This is a genomic window from Paenibacillus sp. VMFN-D1 (genome assembly GCF_003386155.1).
Lineage (GTDB): Bacteria > Bacillota > Bacilli > Paenibacillales > Paenibacillaceae > Paenibacillus_AQ > Paenibacillus_AQ favisporus.
Map to the genome: position 1 here is coordinate 1,670,592 of NZ_QRDU01000001.1, position 23,152 is coordinate 1,693,743.

Annotated in this window: 19 protein-coding genes; all 19 read right to left on the reverse strand. The window is 53.3% G+C overall.

All coding sequences use genetic code 11. The features are described from left to right. Positions 1-70: 70 nt before the first annotated feature. The gene (locus C7820_RS07850; protein ID WP_116230467.1) at positions 71-2,386 is read right to left on the reverse strand and encodes a beta-L-arabinofuranosidase domain-containing protein; all 2,316 of its coding nucleotides are present in this window, start codon (positions 2,384-2,386) and stop codon (positions 71-73) included. A 1-nt stretch (position 2,387) separates the two neighbouring features. Then, entirely contained in the window at positions 2,388-3,635 is a 1,248-nt protein-coding gene (locus C7820_RS07855; RefSeq protein ID WP_116230468.1) for an NAD(P)/FAD-dependent oxidoreductase, read from the reverse strand. Continuing rightward, a complete protein-coding gene (locus C7820_RS07860) occupies positions 3,632-3,964 on the reverse strand; it encodes a (2Fe-2S)-binding protein (RefSeq protein ID WP_116230469.1) in 333 nt (110 codons plus the stop codon). The genes C7820_RS07855 and C7820_RS07860 overlap by 4 nt, the downstream gene beginning before the upstream one ends. Further along, complete coding sequence (locus C7820_RS07865) at positions 3,964-4,236, reverse strand: (2Fe-2S)-binding protein (protein ID WP_116230470.1); 273 nt, start codon at positions 4,234-4,236, stop codon at positions 3,964-3,966. Before C7820_RS07865 ends, C7820_RS07860 begins: the two co-directional genes overlap by 1 nt. Positions 4,237-4,246: 10 nt before the next feature. Continuing rightward, positions 4,247-5,686 carry an aldehyde dehydrogenase family protein gene (locus C7820_RS07870; protein WP_116230471.1) on the reverse strand — a complete coding sequence of 480 codons (1,440 nt, stop codon included), beginning with the start codon at positions 5,684-5,686 and terminating at the stop codon, positions 4,247-4,249. Between the two features lie 28 nt (positions 5,687-5,714). Next, positions 5,715-6,614, reverse strand: coding sequence for a dihydrodipicolinate synthase family protein (locus C7820_RS07875; RefSeq protein WP_116230472.1), 900 nt, complete (start codon positions 6,612-6,614; stop codon positions 5,715-5,717). Between the two features lie 43 nt (positions 6,615-6,657). Further along, entirely contained in the window at positions 6,658-7,656 is a 999-nt protein-coding gene (locus C7820_RS07880; protein WP_116230473.1) for a proline racemase family protein, read from the reverse strand. A gap of 26 nt (positions 7,657-7,682) precedes the next feature. Further along, positions 7,683-8,684, reverse strand: coding sequence for a proline racemase family protein (locus C7820_RS07885; RefSeq protein ID WP_116230474.1), 1,002 nt, complete (start codon positions 8,682-8,684; stop codon positions 7,683-7,685). Further along, positions 8,681-9,877, reverse strand: coding sequence for an NAD(P)/FAD-dependent oxidoreductase (locus tag C7820_RS07890; protein WP_116231676.1), 1,197 nt, complete (start codon positions 9,875-9,877; stop codon positions 8,681-8,683). The genes C7820_RS07885 and C7820_RS07890 overlap by 4 nt, the downstream gene beginning before the upstream one ends. Before the next feature lie 22 nt (positions 9,878-9,899). After that, entirely contained in the window at positions 9,900-10,970 is a 1,071-nt protein-coding gene (locus C7820_RS07895) for a M24 family metallopeptidase (protein ID WP_116230475.1), read from the reverse strand. A 127-nt stretch (positions 10,971-11,097) separates the two neighbouring features. Continuing rightward, entirely contained in the window at positions 11,098-11,928 is an 831-nt protein-coding gene (locus C7820_RS07900; RefSeq protein ID WP_116230476.1) for a carbohydrate ABC transporter permease, read from the reverse strand. A 5-nt stretch (positions 11,929-11,933) separates the two neighbouring features. Beyond that, the gene (locus tag C7820_RS07905) at positions 11,934-12,824 is read right to left on the reverse strand and encodes a carbohydrate ABC transporter permease (RefSeq protein WP_181908964.1); all 891 of its coding nucleotides are present in this window, start codon (positions 12,822-12,824) and stop codon (positions 11,934-11,936) included. Positions 12,825-12,863: 39 nt separating this feature from the next. Then, positions 12,864-14,243 (reverse strand): ABC transporter substrate-binding protein, encoded by a 1,380-nt coding sequence (locus C7820_RS07910; RefSeq protein WP_116230477.1) that lies wholly within the window; start codon positions 14,241-14,243, stop codon positions 12,864-12,866. A 112-nt stretch (positions 14,244-14,355) separates the two neighbouring features. Further along, positions 14,356-16,146: a cache domain-containing sensor histidine kinase gene (locus C7820_RS07915; protein ID WP_116230478.1), complete on the reverse strand. Its 1,791-nt coding sequence runs from the start codon at positions 16,144-16,146 to the stop codon at positions 14,356-14,358. Positions 16,147-16,178: 32 nt separating this feature from the next. Next, entirely contained in the window at positions 16,179-17,702 is a 1,524-nt protein-coding gene (locus C7820_RS07920; protein WP_181908965.1) for a response regulator, read from the reverse strand. Between the two features lie 158 nt (positions 17,703-17,860). Further along, positions 17,861-18,406, reverse strand: coding sequence for a helix-turn-helix domain-containing protein (locus C7820_RS07925; RefSeq protein WP_116230480.1), 546 nt, complete (start codon positions 18,404-18,406; stop codon positions 17,861-17,863). A 254-nt stretch (positions 18,407-18,660) separates the two neighbouring features. Next, positions 18,661-19,587: a VanZ family protein gene (locus C7820_RS07930; RefSeq protein WP_116230481.1), complete on the reverse strand. Its 927-nt coding sequence runs from the start codon at positions 19,585-19,587 to the stop codon at positions 18,661-18,663. Positions 19,588-19,839: 252 nt separating this feature from the next. Beyond that, entirely contained in the window at positions 19,840-20,697 is an 858-nt protein-coding gene (locus C7820_RS07935) for an SDR family oxidoreductase (protein WP_116230482.1), read from the reverse strand. 171 nt (positions 20,698-20,868) lie between these two features. Further along, entirely contained in the window at positions 20,869-23,001 is a 2,133-nt protein-coding gene (locus tag C7820_RS07940; protein ID WP_116230483.1) for a GMC family oxidoreductase, read from the reverse strand. Between the last annotated feature and the right edge of the window lie 151 nt (positions 23,002-23,152).

Here is a 23,152-nt window from a genome sequence, read left to right on the forward strand (position 1 = left end):
GGCGTTAAGACTTTAATCGGATTGAATTAGGCAGAGAATAATTCCCATATAGGACTTGCCACAATTTGTTTTATCGCTGATCCTTTGTTGATCCTTCAGCCAAGAAGTAAACGTGATAGCTCTCGTTCTGGACATCTGCCAGCGGAATAAACGTTACGTCGTCCTTTATATAGCGGAATTGGAGCCCTTGCGGTCCGGTTTCCTTGACGAATTGGCTGTCCAGATCTCCTTCCTGAAGCGGAAGCCGCAGGTACTCTTTCGAGTCCGAAACCGCAGCCAAAATAAACGGCCCGTAAGCAAGCGATACGCATTCTCTCCGGTCAGGAGCCGATTCCAGCCGAATCCGGCAGTCGAGCCTCAATTGAATTACATCGCCGTCCTTCCAATTCCGATCCAGGGACCAATAACCGTCTGGCCCCGGCATGTAATCGACCTGGCGGCCGTTGATCTCCACGATGCCGCCTTCCGGGCTCCAGTGAGGTCGGCGGATTTTCAAAATAAACCTTCCTTCACCCTGTAATCGCAGTGTAATCTCCCCCGGTTCATGCTTCTGCGCAGAAAGTGCTATGGTTATCCCCTTCTCCGCCCAATTCAAGGTGGAAGACACAAAGAGATTGACGAACAGCGACTGCTCATCGTAAAAATAGATCGCTTCAGGATACTTGAAATGGTTTTCCAAGCCGGTGCCATGGCAGCAGGTGTTGCTTGTCGAATCGAATGACTTTCTGCCTCCTGGCTCTAGCGGCATGAAGTACGTGCTTCCTCCCGTTGGTTTGCTGTCGCCCGAAGCCAGGATATGATTAAACATCGTCCGTTCGTAATAATCCATATATTTCGCCGCAGGTTCATAACCGAACAATTCCTTTGTCAGCTTTAACATATTATAGGAGGCGCAGGTTTCAGCGGTTTTATCGCTGAGGTATTCCCCGATCCTGCCCGCCTGCCGAAACATTTCGCCTTCACCCGTTCCTCCGATCGAATAGATGTGGGCGTTCGTCACCGCATGCCAAAAGAAATGGGCGATCTCATAATATTTTTTCTCGCCGGTAGCCCGGAAAATGTTCAGGGCACCGATGACCTGCGGTATATGCTGATTGGCGTGAAGCCCGCCTAGCGCATCGATGCGCTCCTGCATCGGGACGAATAGCCGGTCGTTGTCAAACCATTTAGCCGCCGCCAGATGGCTTGATTTACGCGTCAATTGGTACAGCTCCGCAAGCGAATCGTTCATGCCGCCGAACTCGCCGGCGATGTACATGCTCCACATCGTTTTCAGCACGTGGTTGGGCAGCCTGCCCAAACGGCGATATACCCAGTCGCCGAGACGGTCGGCGATCCCGAGTGCGGTGTCGCTGCCCAGATGACGGTACACGTCAAGCAATCCGGCGAGGATTTTATGCAGCGTATAATAAGGCGCCCAAATTTCCGGATATCTCGTAAATGATTCCAAGCGGTCAAATTGCTCCTCGGAGTAACCGCTCAGGAATCCCTCATGATAACCGGGTTTTATGGAAAAAGCCTGCTGGCATTCCTCTAACGAGGCGATCATATAGTCCGCCTTTTTATTGATGTCTTCATCCCCTGTTACCGCGTAGCAGAGTGCCAGGGCGGACAGGTAATGCCCTGTCGTATGTCCTCTGAGCAAACAATCCGGCGAATCCCAGCCGAGCATTTCCGGGGCACCCTTCGTATCCAATCCGGCAGCAGCCCGGAAATTGTACAGCATCTGATCATCATTGACGGATTTCAGAAATGCCAGGCTTCGGTTTTGGGCAGCCTGAAAGGCTGTGTCGCCGCCAAGCCGGACTGCGCTTGGAGAAAAGCTTTTTACAGCGGGAAGCGGATCCATCTTTTCCTGCTCAACTTTGGCTTGAACCAAAACTTCGGCAGTGACCGGAATTTCCGTATCCTTGAGAAAGCCTCGTGCGGCTGCAGGTCCGGTTTCTTGAAACACCCGTACTTCCCCGTCTTCCCAATTCACAGCATGGGTTATGACCTCATGCTCCTCGGTTTCAACCACCGCGACGGAAGGCAAATATCCCACCGCACCGAGTTCAGCCCTCAGGGTTATGGGATAAATTCGGGATACTTTGATGTTATTTTCTTCTTCCAAAATGGTCACGTGATATGCTCGTTCCTTTACGCTTTCTCCATAGCGGAACGTCGCAATCAGCGGAACGGTCCGTGTGCCGAGACCGTATTTTGGACGGGTCACCTTGCCGTCATCCTTGATGAACCGGCTGTCTCCCGACTGCCAGGAGATCTGCGATCCGTACTTTCCTTCCCTGGGCAGGTTAATGTCGAATTCGACTGTGCCGAGATTACCCAGATACAGGGCTTCCATGTCTTTTAAGACGATCATTTCGTCGTCGTGAATGGAACTCATGTCATCCCTCCTCCTTTATCTCTTGCCCATCCCTCTGAAAACTGCCCCATTTCCGGTAAAATTGATCCCTGGCCTCCTGGATGCCCGGACGGAATTGAATGAGCGCGGAGGCGCGCACGCGTCGGACATCCTGCATGGCTTCCTGCACTTCGTGATCATGATGTTGATCGAGAAGACCAGTGTCACCGCAAATCGTGGCGGCCGCAAGGCGTCCTTGAGCCATGGCTACCAGTGCGCTCTCGATTCCGGTAATATTTCCGGCTACGTACAGCCCTTCGACCGGAGTTCGCATTTGCTCATCGTGAACCGGTACGTGGCCCCCCAGCTCTTCCGCATACACAAACGGGCAGCCGGCTACCGACGCCAATTCGGCCAAAGGGTATAACCCTCCGGCAATCGCCACAAAATCGACAAGCTCCTCCCGCTGGCTTCCCGGAATAACGGCGCCTTCTCCGTTGACATCCGCAAGTGTGACCGATTGAACCTGGCTGCGCCCGTTAATGGATACGGCAACGGTTCGCAAACGTAAAGGGATATCCCAAATCTTGATCCCGCTCCTTGGAATGAACCTCGATACGAAACCCGCCATCCCCAAAGCGTTTGCCGCTTTTCCTCCGATCCTCATCAGCGGTGACGGCGCCAAATGGGCCAATCCCATCAGTTCCTTCAGGCTCTCTTTTGGCGATGCTTCTTTGCCGGTTATCGGCCCAATCCCGGGCAGGACAATCCCTGCGATCGAAACGCCGCTCACCGACAGCTCGCGGGAGATCGCCATGGCGAGCACATTGACGCCTATGATCAAACCGCGGCGTCCCGGTTTGACGTAATGGACATTAGCCATCACCTGTGCGGCGCCGATCGACATGACACCCGGCAGCGTCCACCCCGGCAGGGGATGGGGAACTTCGGCACTTCCGGTAGCGAGCAGAACGTTTCTGGCCTGCATAGATCCTTCTGAGGTCTTCAGGACCCAAACGGCGCCGCTTCGCAGGATGCTGTGGACGGATACTCCGCACCGAAGCTTCACTCCTAGCGCGGAGCACTTGTCGAGCAGCTGCTCGGCCACCTGTCTTCCGACCCACCAATGCCCTTTCTCCTCGTGAAACTGCCCTAACATGCGGCCTCCCGGTTCGGGGAATTCGTCCACCACGGCAGCGCAGAGACCGCGGCTGGCAGCTTCCACAGCCGCCGACAATCCTGCCGGGCCGGCACCGACGATCAACAGATCAAAAGGAATCGCGGGCGTCATGGAAGCCTCCTCCCCGTGATCTCATTGGGAAGCCGCTCCCCTTCCGAGATGCACATCCCCGCTTCCAAAGGAGTCAGGCAGGCTCTTACCGTGCCTTTGCCCTGCACGTTCAGGCGGCACTCCATACAGTGGCCGATAGCGCAGTACAGACCGCGGGGGCTGCCGGATTCCTCATGCCGACGCAGTGTCCGTATGCCCACGGCGAGCAGCGCTGCTGCAATCGGCTCGCCTTTCAGCCCGGCCCACTGCTCACCGTTAAACGTAAAATCTACGGGTTCCCGCTTTGTTTTCCTCGGCCCCAAGATCGGATGATTTTCGATTCTGTCCATTACACCTCTCCCTTCGCCAGCTGCCCGAACGTGACGGGACGGATCGGCGGACGGTAAGACAGCTGCTCCGCATCCCGGGGTAACTGCGGGTTCTTCAAATGAACCCAGGCGTCGAGCATCTGTCTGCATACCCGGCCCTGACAGGCTCCCATTGTCGCCCTCGTCTTCATCTTGATCTGCCTGGCTGTGCAGCAGCCCGATTGGTAGGCTTCCTCCAATTGTTCCATGGTCACTTCTTCACAACGGCAAACGATCAGGTTGGATGTATTCATAGCCGGCCTCCTACCAATACCGGATGGCGCAGGTTTTCAGCTCGGTATAAAAATCGAGCGCGGCTTGCCCCTGCTCGCGCGAATGTGAACTCGACAGCTTCAAGCCACCGAACGGGGATTGATATTCCACGCCCGCCGTTTCCTGGTTGACGCGGACCATCCCGGCCTGAGCTTCATCCAGGAAACGATGCGCGTAAGACAAATCCCGGGTAAACAATGAAGCGCTGAGTCCGTATAGGGATTGATTGCATAAGGCGATCGCCTCCTCAAAATCGGCAGCCTTCAACATCGCGGTAACCGGTCCGAAAATTTCTTCCTGAATCAATGGATGGCTTGGATCCACGCCGGCTGCTGCGATCGGCGGAATATAATACCCTTCTTCGTTCGCCTCGGCAGAGCGGCCTTCGGCTACGATTTCAGCCTGGTCCCGCGCAAGCTTCACATAGGACATCACCGTTTCAAACTGGCTTGCGGAAGCGACAGGTCCAAGATAAGCCGACGGATCCAGCGATGGAGCCAGCTTGATTCCATCGATCGCCGTCTTCATCGCTTCAATAAATTCGTCATAAATTCCGGATTCAATGATGATTCGGCTGGTTGCCGTACATTTCTGGCCGGCCGAACGATACGCGCCGCTCACAATCATCGGGACCGTCTTCTCCAGGTCGGCGTCATTCAGGATCACGGCTGCATTTTTCCCGCCCATTTCGGTCTGATACTTGATGTTTCGTTTCGCACAAATTTGGGCGATGCGGGTTCCTGTCGCCGTTGAGCCGGTAAAGCTTACGGCGTCAAGGGAAATCTGCTCCAGAAGGGCGTCGCCGATCCTGCTTCCTTTGCCGACCACCAGGTTCAGGATGCCTGGCGGGAGAGCTGCTGCCACAAAAACTTCGCACAGCAAAGTGGCGGTCAATGAGGCGTTCTCCGCCGGCTTCCAGACCACCGTATTGCCGCAAATGAGCGCAGGTGCGATTTTCCACAAAGGGATCGCCACCGGGAAATTCCATGGCGTAATGACACCTACCACGCCCAAAGGAACCTTCTTCGTATGCTGGAGCACGTTCGGCTCGCTTGCGGGGATGACCACTCCGTTAGAGCGGACGCCTTCCGCCGCGTAATACCGGAGCAGGTTGACTCCCCGGATGACTTCGCCTTGCATTTCGGTGATCGGCTTCCCCATTTCCATGCTGGCGAGGCGGGCGACATCCGCGGAGGCGGACTCGAGCGCAGCCGCCATGCGATACAAATGCTCACCTCGGGCGGCACCGGTCAAACGGGACCAGGAACGATATGCGGCTCGGGCTGCCTGCTCCGCCTGAGCGATATGCGATGCATCCGACAGATGAAGCACCCCGATCTCCTCATGAATGTTGGACGGGTTCTTCACGGCCAGCTCATCCGACGCGGGGGTGATCCACTCTCCGCCAATCCAATTTCGGCTGTGTACCATACGCTAACCCTCCTTTTTCAATCTCTTCTTATGAGCTCTTCGCTTCACCGGCAGGTTGGTGGTTAACCGCATGCACAAATGCCCTTTGAATCGCTTCGTACTCAGATTCCGGAAGCGGAAGACGCGGAGGTCTTGTTGGACCTACCGGGAATCCGGCGAGCTCCATCATGTACTTGATCGACTGCACTAACTGGGGACTCGCATCATAATGGAACAATGGGAGCAAGCGGCGGTATAGCGTGGTCGCTTCCTGAACCTTCCCTTGTCTAGCCAGATTAAAAAGCTCCACGCCTTCCTTAGGCAGCGCGTTCGGCACCCCGGAAATCCAGCCCACGGCCCCCATCAGCGGACCTTCCATAGCTAAGTCGTCGACGCCAATCAGCACATCCAATTCGGTATACTCCAGGATGCCGTGCACCCTGCGGATATCGCCCGAAAACTCCTTCACCGCCACGAGATGCTCCAGTCTCGAAAGCCTGGCGAGCAGCTGCGGCGTCAAATCGACCTTATAATCATGCGGATTATTGTAAGCGATCATCGGCAGCCCGACTTCATTCAGCGCTTCATAATGGGCAATAACTTCATGTTCCAGCGGACGGTACTGGATCGGCGGAAGGGCCATAACGCCTGCAGCGCCCGAATCCTTGGCATGCCGGACCCACTCGGCAGCTTGCTTCGTGGATGGCGCCGCTGAACCGACGACAACCGGTACGCGCCCAGCAGCGGCTTCAATGACGGTATGAACGACCTTTGCCCGCTCCTCATTCGTCAACGTGGCATATTCCCCTAGCGATCCTGTCGGGACCAAGCCGTGGACGCCCTGCGAGATAAGCCAGTCACACAGCTCAGATAGACGCTTGTAGTCCACTTCAAATGTGGCTGTAAACGGTGTAACGATCGCCACATAAACCCCTTCAAATTTTGGCATATCAAGATGTCTCCTCTCATGATTCAAGTTGATATTTGTAAGGCTAATTCAGTACGAACCCATCCGGCAGCGGGTCGTCCGGATCCAATACGAAATTCATGAAACCAAGTACATGGGCGGTTCCCGTTAGCTGTGGAATGATGGTTTTATTGCCAGCCAGAAGGCTGTCTCTGGCGATGCTTCCTATGACCTGAACCCCGCTGATCCCCTGATACACAGCCTGCTGTCCGGGTTCGAGCCGTCCGCGGGAGCTAAGGACCGCCAAATGAGCGCATACTCCAGCACCGCCCGGCGACCGGTCAAGCTGCTCTCCGGCAAAGATACAAGCGCTGCGGAAGGACAGACGATCTGGCTCATCCCGCTGATAGAAGAACACACCGTGAATACCGGATATCCAATCCAGCTGCGGATGCTGAAGTTCAAGCTGGCTTTCGGCTTCACTGTGGATCATACCTGCCCATTCCCTAAGCTGATGGGGCTCCAAGGAAGTCGCTCCGAACTCGCCTATATCCACCACGGCATAAAATTCACCGCTGAAAGCGACGTCCACCCTGATTTCCCTCCCTTGGATCGTCACAGGAAGTCGCTCTGTGTGCACATAACTGGGCACATTCCGGAACGACACCGACCGAACCTCGTCTCCCTCCACTTCAGCGACCACCTGGACGGTTCCCGACGGGCAATCGATCAGTATACCCGCCGCCGCATCGGACGGGGCAATCTGCCCCGTCGCGGTCCAAGCCGTGACCGCGGCGATGATTCCGTGCCCGCTGACGGATGCAAGTCCTTGCTGGTTCAGGAACAGCAAACCGAATCGCGCTTCCGGCGTCACCGGCGCTGTAACGATGGCACCGGTCATTGCATAGTGGCCGCGCGGCTCCGACATCAGCAGCTTCCTTACGTCATCCTCATGCCGCTGGAAGAATACAGCCTTGTCGCGCATCGTCGATCCGGCCAATGGCCGCAGGCCGCCCGTGATGATCCGCAGCGGCTGTCCGCAGGAATGCACATCGATCGCCGCATACCATTTTTTCGTTTCCATAGTGCTGGCCCCCGTCGTTGTGATGTTTAAAGCAGGAAGAACCCCGTATTCAGTTCATCCCGTTCCTGAAGAATGAATTGGTGAAATCCCATCACCCAAGCCGAGCCGGAAATTTGCGGAATCACGGCCGGCAGATGGCCGACAGTCGTATCTTCCAGAACACGGGCGCGGAACATCGAACCCACGATGCTCTCATGGACGAATTCCTCTCCGATTGCCAGTTCGCCCTTGGCACGCAGCACGGCTACTTTGGCGGATGTGCCCGTTCCGCAGGGGGAGCGGTCAATCCCCCCGGGAGGGACGACGACCGTATTCCGGCAGTGGGCCACTGGCGATACCGGATCGCTGTAGAACTCGATATGGGTCAGTCCGCGAATGACAGAAATTTCGGGATGGACGATTTCAAGCTTGTGATTTACCGCATCCCGGATCCGAACGGCGGTGCGGACGATCTCGGAAGCCCGCTGGGGAACCAGCGGCAAATGCAGTGATCGGGAATCGACGAGCCCGTAAAAATTGCCGCCGTAAGCAAGATCCAAGGAGACCTCCCCAAGGTCGCCGACCTGCACCCGGACATCCTGCTTGTAGAGGAAAGACGGAATGTTCGTAAAAGTAACCTGTTTGACCTTCCCCTTCTCGATCGTAAGCCTGGCTTCCACTAGGCCAGCCGGCGTGTCGAGCCGGATGACGTCCTTGGTTGCCGGATAATATCCCGCCTCGATCAGTGCCGTACAGAGCCCAATCGTATCGTGACCGCACATCGGCAAATACCCGCCGGTTTCGATAAACACCACCCCAATGTCGGCATTCTCATCGCAAGGCGGTGTCAAGATGCAGCCGGACATGACCTCGTGCCCGCGGGGTTCGAACATCAGCGCTTGGCGGAAATCGTCATAATGCTCGGACATGTAGACCATCTTCTCGGTCATCGTTTTCCCGAAAAGCTCCGGAGCCCCGGACGTGACAGTCCGGGTCGGATTCCCGCCGGTATGCGTGTCGATCGTGGTGACCATCTTGGACCATCTCATCGAATCACCTCCTGGGGGTGCGGCTTGCTCCGGAATCGGTCATAACGAAGACGGTCCACCGGAATGCAGGTCTCGGCCCCGCTCAGCATTTCGCTGATCACTTTCCCGGTTACGGCGGCCAGGCTGATCCCGTCCCCTTCATGCCCCGCCGCCACATAGAATCCGGGGACTTCGTCGATTGCGGAAACGATCGGCAGATGATCCGCCGTCCACGGCCTCAGGCCCGCATAGGTTCTCAGGAGCGGAATCTGCTCCAGCACAGGGAAAAAACGAATGGCTCTTTCCGCAATCAAGCTGATGACCTTCTGATCGACGCCGCTGTCCATCCCGACAAATTGGCGGCTGGAGCCGATCAGGAAGTTTTGCGAAGCGGTAGGCTCGAAGACGAGCGCGACGCCATATCGGTCAAATTTGGGGTCCACGTTACGGGTGCCGCCGAATTTGCTCATCAAATATCCGAACTCCATCACCTTCCGTTTCCCGATGTTCGCCCACCGGGATGCGACAAGAATATGTCCCTTGCGGGGCTCGATCGGAATATCGATGCCCACCATCCGTCCGATATGCTTCGCCCATACCCCGGCCGCATTAATGACGATGCTCGTGCGGATTCTGCCCTCCGAGGTTTCAACGGCGCGTACTTTCCTTCCCTCGTCAAGCTGAATGCCGGTGACGGGCGTATGGGTTCGAAGTCTTGCCCCATAGCGCCGGGCTGTAGACGCCAGCGAGTAGGTCAGCAGCACCGGATTGACCGTTGAATCCGTCGCGCATTCCAATCCGCCTGGCAGGTCTTCGGCCATGTAAGGCCATTCGTCCCTTAGATCCTTTTGATCAAGCATGCGGAAGGGCAGGCCGGCTTCACGCTGGCGTGCGACCCAGGATTCGGCAGCGATCATCTCTTCCTCCGTCTCACAGACCAGAATGCTTCCGGGAGCCCGGTATTCGAACTCCTCATCGAGATCCCGTACCCACTCCTTGACCAATTCCTGCGACTTCAGCGACATCTGGCTGTCGAAGCCCGGGTCCTTGTCGATGGCAAGGATGTTGCCGTCGCATTTGGAAGAGGTCCCGCCGGCGATTTCCCCCTGTTCCACGACGAGAACGTCCATGCCGGCTTTCGCGGCATAGTAGGCAATGGACATGCCGATGATCCCTCCCCCGATGATGACGACTTCTGCGGTTTCATCACGCATGGATGCAATCACTTCTTTCGTTTTATAGGACAATCATCTCTTTGTTTGATTTCGTCAGCACTTCAATCCCGGTGTCTGTCACGAGAATGTCATCCTCAATGCGGACGCCTCCAAAGCCGGGCAAATAGATACCGGGTTCCACAGTCATAACCATGCCGGGCTCCAGCAAATCCTCCGTCTTTTCGGAAAAGCGCATCAGTTCATGGATCTCCAGGCCAAACGCATGACCGAGCCCGTGTCCGAAATACTCCCCATACCCATAGCCGGCAATGCAGTCTCTAGCCAAAGCATCCCCTTCCTTTCCGGTCATCCCCGGCTTTAAGCCTTCCAAGGTCTTTCGATTGGCTTCAAGCACAATCCGGTAAATCTCCTGATGCCGCTCCGTCGGATCACCAATAAAAACCGTCCGCGTCAGATCGGAACAATATCCCCCATAGTTCGCACCGAAATCGAGCGTCACAAATTCGTTCATTCCCAGCGGCTTTGAGCTGGCCAGGCCATGCGGCAGCGCCGAACGGACGCCGGAAGCCACGATCGTCGGGTACGCGGACGAGACGGCACCGTTTTTGCGCATAAAGTATTCAAGCTCCGTGGCAACGTCCATTTCGGTAACGCCTGGCTTCATGTAGCCAAGGATATGCTCAAAGGCCATGTCCGTAATTTCGATCGCCTTTCGAATGTGCTCCTGCTCCCGCTCATCTTTGATTCCGCGCAGCTTTTCCACAATATTTTGCGTCGGGATCAGTTCAAAGCCCTGAAAGGTTTCAACATAGGTTTGGTATGACGCGTATGTGAGATGATCTTGCTCAAACCCGAGCTTCCTCACCCCTGCAGCACTCAGCTTCTCCCGGATCAATTCAAGCGGTTGGCCCGTATGCTGTTCAACCTGGTATTCTTTGGCCTGTTCCGTTGCTTGATGGGTGTAACGAAAGTCGGTGATCAGCCATGCATGATTCTTCGTTATGGCGACAAAGCCCGCTGTTCCCGTAAATCCGGTCACATATCTGCGGTTATACGGGCTGGAAATCAAAAGTCCATCGATACCTTGACGCTCAAGCTCTTCCCTTAAAATGACGAGGCGCTGTGCTTCCATGTTAGGTTCACGCTCCTTATTCATCCTTGCAGCTGCACAGGATGCTATGGTTTCTTCATAATCAATCTAATGTAACAACATTCAACTATGTTGAATGACGGCTGCACAAATCTGCAAAATTACTTCCTTATCCCTTCATGCCAGTCAGCGTAATCCCCTCGATAAAATACCGCTGGCCGATGAAAAACACGATAATGACCGGCAGGATAACCACGGTGGAGGCTGCCATAAGCAGATGCCACTGCGCGCTGTGAATCGACTGGAACATTTGCAGCCCAAGCGCCAGCGTAAACTTGCTTTCTTCGTTCAAGTACACAAGCGGTCCCATGAAATCGTTCCACGAGTTCATGAACGAGAATAAACCGATGACAATCAGAGGCGGTTTGGATAATGGAATGATGATCCGCCAGAAAATCGTCCATGGGCCGGCCCCATCCACATATGCCGCTTCATCGAGATCTCTCGGGATGCCGGCATAAAACTGCCGCAGCAAAAAGATGTCGAATGCGGAACCGAACCAAACCGGCAATATCAATGGCACGTAAGTGTTAATCAGGTCGGCAAGCCTCCACCCGATAAAAGTGGGGATCAGCGTGACCGCGCCGGGAAGCATCATGCTGGCGAGCAGCAATCCAAAGAAAAATTTCTTTCCTGGCCAGTCAAGCCTTGCGTAGCTGTATGCCCCGAGCGAACTGCTGATTAGCGCTCCGATCAGGCAGCTGGCGGTAATGGTTAAGGTGTTCCGAAAAAAACGGAGAAAATCGATGGTTGTCAGCGCCTCCGTATAGTTTTGAAACCGGAACGGCGAGGGAATCCATTTGGGCGGCATCTCGAAAATCTGCATAGATGACATCATGGAGCTGCGTACTAACCAGAACAATGGCAGCAAACAGAATACACTCCCCAGGATGAGAATGGCGTATACGATGATCTGCGAGACCCGGCGGCTTTTCCTCATGGGCGCTACACCTCACTTTCGTAAAATACCCAGGACTTGGATGTCCGGAAAAAGATCGCCGTGACGATCAGGATGATGATAAAAAGGATCCAGGCGATGGCTGAGGCCTGCCCCATTTCGCCGAACTGAAAAGCCTGACGGTAGATGTAGTAGTTGTAGAACAAGCTGGCGTTATTCGGTCCTCCCTGCGTCATAATCAAAGCTTCCGTGAACACTTGGAAAGCCCCGATTGACCCCATGATTAGGTTAAAGAAAATGATCGGCGTCATCATCGGAATGGTGATATGGCGGAACTTCCGGACCGCACCTGCACCATCCACGATGGCGGCTTCATACAAGGATCTGGGTACACCTTGTAGGCCTGCCAGGAAAATAATGATCGTGCTTCCCATCCCCCACAGGCTCATGATCACAATCGAAGGAACCACCGTATTTTCAGAGTACAGCCAATTTAAGGTGGGCAGATTCAGCGCTTCAAGGAAGCTGTTGAACAGTCCCAGGTCCGGGCTGAACAGCCAGATCCAGATCATCGAGGACGCAACGGCCGGCACGATCGCCGGCAAATAGAAGATCGTGCGGAACACCGATTTGCCGCGGATAAATTCCATGTTCAGCAGGAAAGCGGCGATAAATGAGACGATCAGTCCGAGCGGAACGCGGAGAATGACGTATTTAAAGGTCACCCACAGCGAATTGTAAAAATAAGGATCCGTCCCGTCGAAAAGCCGCTTATAATTCGTAAACCCGATGAATTTGGGCGTATTCACGATCCGGTAATCCGTAAAGCTGAGCAGCAAGCTGGTGAGCATGGGCAGAATGACAAACAGTATAATCCCAAAGATGCTGGGCAGGGCGAAGAGAATGCCCGCCACGGCGATACGGCGTTTGTGCAGCATGGGAATCCCTCCTTTCTGGATCGGTTCGTTCGGACGGGGTTATTTGCCGTAATAGCCTTCAATCAGCGGCTGTACTTTAGGTTCGATCTCTTTCAGTGCTTCCTCCGCTGACTTCTTGCCGGTCCATACCAAGTCAAGGGCAGGGGTCACCAGCGCATTGATTTTATCCAGGTTCTTCACTTCAAAGCCAGGGGTCCGGATGCCGTTTTCAATCGTCTGTTTCATGAAAGCATCTGTGTATCCCTCCGGGTGAGCCTTGTTCCCCGACGCCCATTTATTGATAAGGTCCGGATTCGTATACCACTCTTTCTTGAGCGGCATCCACAAGCCGCCTTCGATCAGCGGCAGCACCGATTCCGGATCCGCCATGTACTTATACAGCATCCATGCCTCTTTCGGATGCTTGGTCGATTTGAAAATGACCGTCGGCGCGCCGTCCAGCAGCGTGTTGCTCTTCATTAATTTAGGCAGGACACCGACCCCAAGATTGAAATCCTGTTCTGCAAAAGCCTGGAGCGCCCAGTTGCCGGATACGGTCATGGCGACCTTCTTGGTCTGGAGCGCCATGTCAGGAAGACTCTTGGTCTGCAGTGGCGTCGGCGATACGTGGTGCACATACATTAAGTCCGCCAGCTTTTGAATCGCGTCGATCGCCTCCGGCTTCGCCAGCCCGAATCCTTTTCCGTCTTCCGTCAGGAAATTACCGCCGTTCGAGACCACCGCAGCCATCATGTTGTACGGGTCGTATTGGAGGCCGAACTGCTTGATCTTATTCGGATTAAAATTAGGGTCGAGCGCATTTCGTCCCTGATCGTCCAGGGTCAGCTTCTTTGCGTACTCAATGAACGTATCCCAGTCCCATGCCTTATCTGCCTGCGTGGGAGGAAGCTCGACACCCGCCTCTAGGAGCATATCCTTGTTGTACATAAGTCCGTAACCTTCTACAGCCGTACTCATGCCGATCGTGTTGCCCGGTTCGATTTCATACCATACTTGATCCAGATAATCTTCCTTCTTGAATTCCTTGTCCTCCTCGATCAGCGGAGCCAGGTTCAGCAGCTTCCCGTCTTTCCCCCAGCTTAGTGCCGCTCCGGATGATAAATATCCGAGGTCTGGTGCGACATTGCCTGCGACCATCGTCGTCAGCTTGGTCAAATAGTCCGCCGGAATGTGCATAGGCTCCACCTGAATGCCGGTTTTTTGCTCAAAGCTTTCGAGCGCTTCCGTGACCGTCTTCTTTTCGATCGTGTCTCCCCAGAAAGCAAACTTTAGGGTGACCTTTTCTTCCCCGTTGCCCCCATCCTTGGTGCCACCTTCACTTTGGGCTGATCCTCCGCTGCCCGAACAGCCCGAAAGGGAAACGGTTACAGCCAGTAAAGCGGGTAAAGCGATCCCAGCGAGAAATTTGGAAATTCTCATTCTTTTACCCTCCAATCACATGGATTTGATGTTTGTAAATTCATTGTAAAAAAGCGGAGGTTCAAAAAAAATTCGAACATTTTTGGAATGGTGGACAATTTTTATGTGTTGTTCATAGCGGCAATTTAATAATGACGGTCGTTCCCCTGCCTTCTTCAGAGGTTACGGTCACGCCGTAGGAATCACCGTAGATGAGTTTGATTCGCTGATCAACGTTGCGGATGCCGATAGAGCGGCTCTCTTCCCGTGTCAAACCAGCCAATTTGTGATGCGGGATGCCGATTCCGTTATCCTCCACCATGAAGATCCGCTCATCCCCAATGAGCCGACCCCGGATCACAATCTTTCCACCGCTGTGCAGGCGGGCGAAGCCATGAACGATGGCGTTCTCAACAAAGGGCTGCAGGAACAGCTTTGGGACCTTGTAGGAATACAGCTCAGGCGAGATGTCATAGGTTACCGTGAATTTGCCTTCAAACCGCTGCTCGGTAATCGAAAAATAATGCTTCAACCAATTCAGGTCCTCCTCCAGGTCGCCGATGTCCTGATTGCTTGCAGAAGTATACTGCAGCATGGAAGACAAGCTGACGATCATGGCGCTTAAGTCGTTTTGCTCGTTCTCGAGCGCCGTCCAGTTCATGATGTTGAGCGTGTTATACAGAAAATGCGGATTCAGCTGAATGTTCAGGGACATAATTTGAGTTTCTTTTTCTCTCAGCTTCACTTTATAGTTTTCTTCGATCAGGTTGTTGATTTTAACATTCATTTGATTGTACTTGTGGATGAGCAGCCCCATCTCGTTATAGGATTTGACCGGGACGCGGGTATCGAATTCCCCTTCTCCCGTTTTTTTGATCGCTCGAAGCAGCTGTTGAATGGGCTTGGTGATGGAGTTGGCCAGAAAAAATGCCAAGAGAAGCGAGACCAGCAGAAGGATCAGCGTCAAATAGAACGTGTACGACTTCACCTCCGGCAAAAAGGCGCTGCCGAGCGCCTCCGGCGAGATCGTGACACCGGAAATCCAGCCGGTCACCTCGGAAGTATCGAAGCATACGATAAGCGGCTTACCGTTTCTTGTGATCGTGAGAGTGCCGCTTTTCATCTCCGCCATTCTTTTCAATGAGGTTTCATCCATCGTAGAATCCTTTTCCTGCGAATCGGCTACCCTCTGACCGTCCCGGCTCATGATAAAAAAAGAAGCCCCGGTAGATGGGAGCACGCTGGCGAAGCGGGAACGGTAATAATCGGGCTGATAGGTGATGACCAGCACGGGAAGCTCGGCTGCACCCTGCAGCTCGATCACCTCCCCGTTATTGATCCGAAACAATTTCAGCAGCCGGACGCCGGCCAGAAGCTGAACGTTCTCGGAGGGCACGGGAGACCCGGCATCCCGATGAAACATGTCACCAAACGAAAACGTGGGGACCCAAGCCATTCCCCCATCCGCTTGTACGGCAGCCTGATACAGGGCTGTTTGGTTAAACCCTTCATAAGGGATAAAGGACGTAGCACCGGTAGGCCCGATGTCTGAATAGCTGGTGATTAAGTGGATGGAGTACATGTGCTTCAAGTCTGGAAAATATGTATTCAGCGCCCGGCTTACCTTTTTTTCCATCGTGATCATATGGTATTCGTCTTTCGGATCCGCATTGAGGTATTGTTCGTACAGAACCTGCTCCGCGATCAAAGCGAGGCTGCTGTCTTCGACCCTGGTGAGCTCGGCGTCCATAATTTCGTTGTTCTGCTTCACAATAGAGTACAGGTTCTGTCTGGCAAAGTCGGAAATAAACCCGCTGCTCGACACAAAATATCTATAGCTGAGTATCGTTAGGGGAATGGTGACGATGAGGGCATAGGACAACATCAGTTTCGTTCGATAGCGCAGATCCTGAAATCGCGGCATCAATCGGCGGCTTCTCAATGAACATCCCTTCCTTATATGCGGGTAGCGGATAAATGACGGTATTCATCCGGGCTTGTGCCGTACTCCTTCCGAAACAGACGGATAAAATACTTCACGTCCCTGTAGCCCACGTTCTCGGCCACTTGGTAAACTTTCTGGGAGGTTTGCAGCAGCTGGCTGGCCGCCGCCCTCATTCGGATATGGGTGATGTATTGGTGGATGGTCATACGGGTGTGGTTTTTAAACAGAATACAAAAATACGAGGGGTTAAAATGAAACTTCACGGCCAGTGTGCTCAGGGACAAATCCTCCTCACCATAGTTGGCTTCAATATAGGCTTTGCAGCTGTCCACCACGGTCTCACTTTTACACTGTCTACGTTGATCTAAATGATTGGCCATCTCTAGAACCCACTGGAACGCTGTCTCCTGTAATTCATCCATGCGGCTGCAGCGCATCAGTGCTCCTTCAAAAGCGGCATGGGGGAGATGAGAAAGTCCCTTTTCGATCAAAATTGAAGTGACATGGTGAATCGAGGCGGCGACGGAATACTTCAACCTGGAGGGATCGGGATATCCCTGGGCCAATGTACGCTCCAGTTCGGTCTTCAGACACGCATGAATGTCATCCCTTTTGCCGGATAGAATCGCTTTGGCCAGTTTGCCTGCATCCAAATGGATGATCGCGGACGGGTCTTTAGGGCTCTGTTGGTCAGACTTATACAATTTTCCCGGCCCGTCGTAAAATAAGCTTTGAAGTGCAAAGCGCGCCTGCTGATAAGACAACTGCGCCCCTTGCCCCCACTCTGTAAAGTACATGCCTATGCCTACTGTTAGTTCCTGGTTATGCTCCTTCTGAAAATGATCCATCAGTTCCTGCAGTTTCGCTTCAAGCTCGCAAGTGACGTCAAACGCGGCATCGGCGCTAAGGATCACCCCCCTCAACCATTGATCCGTAACGTAAAAGGCATGGGCAAGACCGGATTCCTCCATGATGTGGGCAAGCATGCGTTTAAGCAGGGACAGCATCCGCTTCCGGTCCGCACCACTTGTGTGGATCACGGCACCCAGCGAGACTCCGCGTCTCCTGCCTGAAAAGGACCTCTGCAGCAAATTAATGTCTGTTTCGGCAGGACTTCCCTCGAGCAGTTCGGACAAAGCCGATTCGATGGTCGCCTCACGCAAGGCTCCCGCCTTATGTTCGGCTTTCTGAAGGAGAGACGTAACTTTCTGGGCTTCCACCGGCTTGAGCAGGTAATCGCTTGCCCCGAGCTGCAGCGCTCGCTGTGCATAGGCGAAATCCGAGTAGGCGCTCAAAATCACCACGCTTTCGCTCCCCCCGCGGCGGGTCAAACGTTCCACGAATTCAAGGCCGTCCATGATCGGCATCTGGATATCTGTAAATACCAGATCGATCGGATGGGTCTCCATCCTCTCCAGCGCTTCCGCACCATCCCTGGCATTAAAGATGTGATACTCCGGCCTCAGATTTTTCAGCATCCGCGACAATCCTTGTCTGTGCTTCGGCTCGTCGTCAACGACTAAGACGTTCAGCATATCCAATCCCCCCTGCGTATGAATGGTACAAAAAATGCCCATCCGGGTTTCAAGTAAATTGAAGGTGATGGCGCTGCCAACCGTTTACAAGAATCCTGTATGAGCATGTTACAACAAGGACAGACATCAACTTACCGGGCATTGCCGGTTAGATGGACTCAAGCTTTGGAATCCGAACAGAAAACCGACAAGTACTTTACTTCATCCGTGATGGGCGTATATTTATGATTTTCGTAGGAGTCGAAATACAGGCTGTCGCCGGCATGCAGTGTATAAGCTTCCTGGCCGACATAATAAATCATGGTCCCTTCGAGCACATAAATGAATTCCTGCCCGACATGGGAGACCGTTCGCTTCTCCGTCTTCCCTTTCTTCGCTACAAAATAAAAGGGCTGCATCAACTTCTCGGGCCGCTCGGCCGCGATGGCCGAAAACGAATATCCTTTTTCCGACGTGACCATCTTATCCAGGGTCCCCGTCATTGTGGTATACACCGTCCCGTTTTGGTCGCTGTCATCAAGCAAAATGGATATTTTGGTTCCAAGCGCCTCGGCGATTTTGATCAGCGTGCCGATGGGCGGCACCGTTTTTCCGTTTTCGATTTTGGACAGCAGGCTTTTGGTAAAGCCGCAGGCATGGGCGATTTCGTCCAGGGTCCGATTTTGGTCCTTGCGAATTTTTCGGATCTTACTCCCCAATTCCATCACATTGATCTCCTAAATAGAATGAAATTCAACTTAGTTTAATAAAATGAAACAATATTTAATGACGATTGTCAATAAAATTTTCCAATGTATTCAGGCATTTTTGCTGTGTACGGAAGGCCGGAAAACCACCATTTACAGCAAAAAAACAGGGAATATCCTAATTTAGGACACTCCCTGTCTTCAATAATTAATCAGATTAATGATTTATATTATTAAACATAAATGACTTCCATTTTTCGCATCAGCAAGCACTAATTCCAGAAATACTTCATTTCCCTGTAACCGAGATCCCACAATCTCGCATTTCCCTTTATGGTGATTGTAAGTTTATTCGCTTTTTCAATTGGAATTTCGTACGTTTCAGCAGCTCCCTCTTGGTAGGTTGATGCTTCTGTGTACAGAAGCTGCTGCCCATCGACCGAAATCGCAAGCGTACCTCCCAGCTTACCCGTTGCTCCATACTTGAAATAGAGGATGATATCTTTTCCACTTAGTTCAGAAGTGTAAATTGCTGCCGTTTGCTCTTTGAAACTGAACACATTGTACTGAGGCAGCACCTGTTCGCCGCCCAACTCAAAACGAAATGGTGCTGTGTGTTGAACCGTTTTTCCACTGGCGTTCTTCACTTCGTTGATTGCAACGAAAGGTCCTTCTTTTTTGGTCAGCGCCGTTTCGATAACTTCGCAGCAGCCCCATACGCCAGCGAAAATGAACAATGCGGAAAATCCGGAAATCACAAGCTGTTTCTTTATCGTTTTTGTGTTTGATCCTAATTTGTAAGCTGCGTATCCGATGGATGCACCTATAGAATTTTGAATCGCGTCGTTGATATCGCCGCTGCCCAGATAAGTAAGCATTTGTACCGTTTCGACCACCATGATGGACAAAAAGAACAATGTAATAAATCGAACGTAGCGCATGGGAAACAACATCGGAATCAAAAAACCGAAAGGAATAAATGCAGCGAAGTTGCCAAAACCAAACAGAGCCATTAAGGAAAATCGAAACAAATCAGGCAAATCCGGTACATGATAAAAATCAGTGGGCGTAAAAATAAATTCGTACTCTGTAATCTGGTGCGATGCTCCGATTCTGCCAAACGCAAAAAACATAAAATATAAAATGAGGACTGTATAAAGGATAGTGATGATCAGGATAACCTTGCGATTCTGTGCCATAAATTCTGCTCCCTATTGCGAAATGAGTGGATATCTCATGCAAGTTTATCCCAAGATTCTTACTTCTCCTAGGGTTCTTTCTTACACCAAACTTACGCGGTTGTCACGTAAGGGGAACGATCGGACGCAACAAAAGAAGAGCATCAGGTGAACCCTCACCTTTTGCCCTTCTTCTACTTATTTACTGAACGTTACCTAGGACCAGAAGTCTTAGGGATCATGTGTACCTCAAGCGGCTGTCTACCAGTTTGCCTAGGCTTGCAAAACTTTTGTAACAAGTTTTTTAAGCGTCGTCTGATGTCCGATCAATTGATGTAAATCGTCGGTCGTTTTCTCCATAGTTCCTTCTGCAACATTGTTATAGATAAAGGCCGTCGTTTGAGCTAAAGATTCCGATAAGCCTGCTTGAACAAGCATAGCCTTCTCTTCGTCGAAAGAAACCTTTTGATGGATGATGTGCTTACCTGATACTTCGGAGAGAACTTCCGCCAACTCATCGAAACTCCATGGACGATTGGAAACCAGCGTGTATTGCTTGTTTTCGTGTCCTTCTCCGGTCAGTACCGTCGCGGCAGCAAGTGCCAGATCACTGCGGCTGACCGCATTCACTCTCCCTGTGCCCGTGTTGGTGACGATCGCCCCGCGTTCTACATTTGCTTGAAGGTGGTCATTGATGAAAAACTCCGCATATCCGCCATTTCGCAAAAAGGTATATGGGATACGGCTCGCGCGGATGGCATATTCGGTGGCCATATGAACGAGTGCAAACGGATTTTCCTCGGCAAAAGCGAAGCTGGTATAGGCAATATGCCTGATTCCCGCATCTCTGGCAGCTTTGATCACATTGGCATGCTGAACGATCCGCAGCGGATCATCGGTATCCGGACTGGATACAAATAGCAGTTTGGTCCCGCCTTCAAAAGCTGCGCGAAGCGTTCCCGGATCGTTGTAATCGCCTTGGCGAACTTCCAGCCCTGCCTCTGATAGCGAAGCAGCTTTATCCAGTTTTCGAACGACTGCAATGATCTGGCTTCCCGGAATCTTTTTCAGTAAATGGTCTATAACGAGCCCGCCTAAGTTTCCCGTGGCTCCTGTGATAACCAGCTTCATCCGATGTGCTTCCTTTCAGAAAGGTAGTGTGCGTGAGGAATCATTTCGATTCCATATACAATCATCCTACCACAATCAAATGGTAATAAAAGGTTATAATCGAACTTTCCTCACGCCAATTGATGGAGGGTTATCTCACTTACATTCTGATATTTACTGCTGATAACCGTTTTAGCCATGCTTCACGATGTTTTCCGAAGTCCGGAATGACAAAGCTAGAATCGTCAGTACCGGATTCACTCCCCCGTTGGTTACATGCACGGATCCGTCGCTCACCCACAGGTTGTCATAACCGTGTACGCGTCCCGTCGGATCGGTGACCGAAGTGGCGGGATTATCCCCCATCCGAAGCGTGCCTGCCTGATGCTGTCCGCCACTAAGCCCGGTTCCCGGACTTGTTCGCCAAACCTGGTGCGCACCGGCAGCCCAAAGCCACTTCTCGGCCTGTTCGCCCAGCATCGCTGCCGCCCGCAGCGACTCCGGATGGACCTGGCCCGAGAGCTGGGCGACTGGCATACCGAAACGGTCCTTCACTGATCGTGAGAGACGCACTCTCGATTCCGCTGTCGGGATCTCTTGAATCGGTCCTTGGATCTGGCTGGTGCGCAAATAGCTGTCACGCATCGCTTCTTTGCCTGCCAGCCCCCATCTCGGGGCGTCTGGAGCAAGTGCCCTGTACCAATGGATAAGGGGAAGCCGGGTGAATTCGTTGGCGAGCAGTCCGCCCCCGATCACGCCGCCTCCATTGTCATGGGCGAAGCGAAGCGTAGCGATGCTGACACCGGGACCAAGGCCGTCCTGGATCGGATCGTCCATGAGACCGTACGCGCCCGTATAGACATGACCCTGCAGATTCCGGCCGACTTGGCCGGACCGGTTGCCGATGCCGTCCGGCTCTGCATCGGTAGCCGAGTTCAGCAGCAAACGCGCGCTTTCGATCGCGCCGGCGGCTACGATGACTTGACCGGCTGCCACCAGTTGACGCCGGATCTTCCCGCCTGCTTCCTGCACAAGCCTTACCCCGGTGGCCCGCTTCCCGCCTTCCGTCTCAATCCTTTCCACCATCGTATCGCAGATGATATCGCAGTTACCGGTGGCGGCCGCGCGGACGAGCATCGTGTTATGTCCCCCGTTTTTGCTGTTGGTTGGACAAGCGAAGCCAACGCATTGGCCGCACTGTCCGCATGCCGGCCTGCCGTCCCGCTCGACCGAGTTGATCAGCAGCGGGACCGATCCGGCGTCCCATCCCAAACGGGCTGCCGCTTCCGCCAGCCGCCGCGCTTCCGTCGTCAAGGGCATAGCCGGCATCGGGTAAGGCCGGCTCCGCTTGGCATGGCCGGTGTGGGCGTTCCCGTCACCGGATACGCCCACCTCCCATTCGGCCCTCACATAATAAGGTTCCAGATCCTCGTACGAGATCGGCCAGTCGCTAAGGGAACTCCCGTCCGGGATGCCGTAGTGGCTTGCCATTCGAAAATCCTCCGGATGGAACCGCCACGCCTGAGCGCCGTACACCCGCGTACCGCCGCCGACCGTCATGGCGTTGTTGTGGTAATTTCCTTCATGCGGAGCAGTGATTCTCTCTTCCCCAGCCACATCAAGAAACGTACGCGGACTGCCCTCCAGATCAGGTCCGGTGTTGTGGCCGAATTTACTCAGCCGGTGGTTGCGCAAATGGTCCCGGCCTACCTGGTCATACCGAAGCCAACGGCCGAGTTCGATGACAAGAACGCGCATGCCCGACTCAGCCAGCACCGCCGCCGCTACCGATCCGCCCGCTCCGGCTCCGATAACGACGGCATCGTAGCGGTCTTGTAGCTGATCAAGTGTTCGTAAAGGCAAATCGGCTTCGACTGGCGGTCCCTGTTCGCCGGATACTGGACCCGGCCGAAAACCGATCATTTCCCATGATTTACCTTCGCGATTCCCGCCGGATTCAGGATTTCCATAGTAGCCATCGACGACAAGCTCCAATAATGCATTGAAGAACATTGCGGACGAAACAGGCCAATCGTGGACGCGGTCATGCTGGACATCCTGAAGCAATCCATCCTGTTGTTCCTCGGACAGTTCTGAAAATGCGTGCCCATACCGGGCCAACGCTTCCGACTCGAGTGCGCGGAGTCCGGGCTCGATCAGCTTGTTCCAAGTTGAAGGATCCTCATTTGCCCTACGTTCCATATAGACGAGTGCGCCTCCGCCGGCCGCAGACGGCCATTCATTTTCCGGGATGAATCGATTAGAAACCGCTTCCAATATAGAATGCCACTCGAATGATAGGGATGTTTGATAGTTCTGATTCATTTTCTGCCACCTTTCTTCTCGTTCGAATTGTCGCTTTTTGGTTTTTCGATACATTCGTAGACTAAAACTGTGCTTCATGCAAAATTGCCGGTTCACCTTAACCGTTCTCACTCTAAGAGATGCATCTAGTATTCTCTTTATTCATCACTAA

Bases quoted from the DNA above. Each gene is read 5' to 3' on its own strand.
- C7820_RS07850 (WP_116230467.1), bottom strand. From the start codon at position 2,386: ATGAGTTCCATTCACGACGACGAAATGATCGTCTTAAAAGACATGGAA.
- C7820_RS07855 (WP_116230468.1), bottom strand. From the start codon at position 3,635: ATGACGCCCGCGATTCCTTTTGATCTGTTGATCGTCGGTGCCGGCCCG.
- C7820_RS07860 (WP_116230469.1), bottom strand. From the start codon at position 3,964: ATGGACAGAATCGAAAATCATCCGATCTTGGGGCCGAGGAAAACAAAG.
- C7820_RS07865 (WP_116230470.1), bottom strand. From the start codon at position 4,236: ATGAATACATCCAACCTGATCGTTTGCCGTTGTGAAGAAGTGACCATG.
- C7820_RS07870 (WP_116230471.1), bottom strand. From the start codon at position 5,686: ATGGTACACAGCCGAAATTGGATTGGCGGAGAGTGGATCACCCCCGCG.
- C7820_RS07875 (WP_116230472.1), bottom strand. From the start codon at position 6,614: ATGCCAAAATTTGAAGGGGTTTATGTGGCGATCGTTACACCGTTTACA.
- C7820_RS07880 (WP_116230473.1), bottom strand. From the start codon at position 7,656: ATGGAAACGAAAAAATGGTATGCGGCGATCGATGTGCATTCCTGCGGA.
- C7820_RS07885 (WP_116230474.1), bottom strand. From the start codon at position 8,684: ATGAGATGGTCCAAGATGGTCACCACGATCGACACGCATACCGGCGGG.
- C7820_RS07890 (WP_116231676.1), bottom strand. From the start codon at position 9,877: ATGCGTGATGAAACCGCAGAAGTCGTCATCATCGGGGGAGGGATCATC.
- C7820_RS07895 (WP_116230475.1), bottom strand. From the start codon at position 10,970: ATGGAAGCACAGCGCCTCGTCATTTTAAGGGAAGAGCTTGAGCGTCAA.
- C7820_RS07900 (WP_116230476.1), bottom strand. From the start codon at position 11,928: ATGAGGAAAAGCCGCCGGGTCTCGCAGATCATCGTATACGCCATTCTC.
- C7820_RS07905 (WP_181908964.1), bottom strand. From the start codon at position 12,824: ATGCTGCACAAACGCCGTATCGCCGTGGCGGGCATTCTCTTCGCCCTG.
- C7820_RS07910 (WP_116230477.1), bottom strand. From the start codon at position 14,243: ATGAGAATTTCCAAATTTCTCGCTGGGATCGCTTTACCCGCTTTACTG.
- C7820_RS07915 (WP_116230478.1), bottom strand. From the start codon at position 16,146: ATGCCGCGATTTCAGGATCTGCGCTATCGAACGAAACTGATGTTGTCC.
- C7820_RS07920 (WP_181908965.1), bottom strand. From the start codon at position 17,702: ATGCTGAACGTCTTAGTCGTTGACGACGAGCCGAAGCACAGACAAGGA.
- C7820_RS07925 (WP_116230480.1), bottom strand. From the start codon at position 18,406: ATGGAATTGGGGAGTAAGATCCGAAAAATTCGCAAGGACCAAAATCGG.
- C7820_RS07930 (WP_116230481.1), bottom strand. From the start codon at position 19,587: ATGGCACAGAATCGCAAGGTTATCCTGATCATCACTATCCTTTATACA.
- C7820_RS07935 (WP_116230482.1), bottom strand. From the start codon at position 20,697: ATGAAGCTGGTTATCACAGGAGCCACGGGAAACTTAGGCGGGCTCGTT.
- C7820_RS07940 (WP_116230483.1), bottom strand. From the start codon at position 23,001: ATGAATCAGAACTATCAAACATCCCTATCATTCGAGTGGCATTCTATA.